The following is a 1110-nucleotide window of genomic DNA, read 5'->3' as shown; positions in this document are numbered from 1 at the left end:
AATGCCGGCACCGGCGCCCCAGACCCGCTGCGCCAGCAGCCGGCGGCGCACGAGGTCGTACGGTTTCAGCGGCACGGGGACGTCAGCGGGCCGGCTCCGCCGGGTAGTCCGCCGCGCCCGGCGGCATGCCGGGGCCGAAGATCGGCTCCGGCATGGGCCGTTTGGCGGTAATCCCGTCGCCCAGGGACTGGTGGCGCAGCCGGCGCAGCACCCACGGCATCAGATGGTTGCGTGCCCAGACCAGGTCCTCGGTGCGGGCCGTGCGCCAGCGCTTCGGCGGCAGCGGTGCCGGGACTTCAGGATGCAGGTTGTGCTGGACGTTGAGCGAGTCCAGGACCATGGCGGCAATGATGTGATGTCCCAGCGCATTGAAATGCAGCCGGTCTTCGGCCCACATCTGCGGGTCCTTGAGCTGGCGCAGCGCCCAGAGGTCCGCGATGACGGCGTCGTGCCGGGCGGCGATGGTGCGCACGTTTTCGTTGTAGATGGCCGCCCGGCCGCGCACCGTGCCGAGCACCGGGGTGTTGCCGATGTCCGGGGCGGTGAACAGCACCACCGTGGCGCCGGAGCTGCGCAGCTTGGCGATCGCCACATCCAGTGTCTCGGCGAGCGCATCCGGATCGGAGCGGGGGCGGATCACGTCGTTGCCGCCGGCGCAGATGCTGATCAAATCCGGCTGCAGATCCAGTGCCGGTCCCACCTGCTCGTCCACGATCTGGCGCAGCAGCTTGCCGCGGATGGCCAGGTTCGCATAGGCGAAGTCCACATGGTCCCGGGCCAGCTCGTCGGCGACCCGGTCCGCCCAGCCGCGGTGGCCGCCGGGACTGTTCGGGTCCGGGTCCCCGATGCCCTCGGTGAAGGAATCCCCGATCGCCACGAACCGGTTCCACGGGTGGCGCAGCTGCACGTCGTTCACAGGGCTATCCTCGCAAGACGGCGGCAAATCCGCGAGGGCGCGCCCCGGGCACCACGGCCCGGGGCCGGAAACCTGAATCATCTTTCAGAAAATGCTGGTGCCGCCGTCCCGGGGCGGCTAGGGTGTGTCTCCTAATGCCTTGAGCCAGATGGTGATCGCGCGCAGGATGGTGCCGCCGCGGTAGGTCAGGGCGA

Annotated in this window: 1 protein-coding gene; it reads right to left on the bottom strand. The window is 69.9% G+C overall.

From position 1 onward, the window contains the following. Window positions 1-82: 82 nt before the first annotated feature. Window positions 83-916 (bottom strand): SGNH/GDSL hydrolase family protein, encoded by an 834-nt coding sequence (locus ACFQ36_RS22850; protein ID WP_377017880.1) that lies wholly within the window; start codon window positions 914-916, stop codon window positions 83-85. Window positions 917-1110: the final 194 nt, after the last annotated feature.

The organism is Arthrobacter sp. GCM10027362, assembly GCF_042679445.1.
GTDB lineage: Bacteria > Actinomycetota > Actinomycetes > Actinomycetales > Micrococcaceae > Crystallibacter.
Note: the sequence above shows the minus strand (reverse complement) of the source record. Positions and strands in the feature narration are given on the sequence as shown.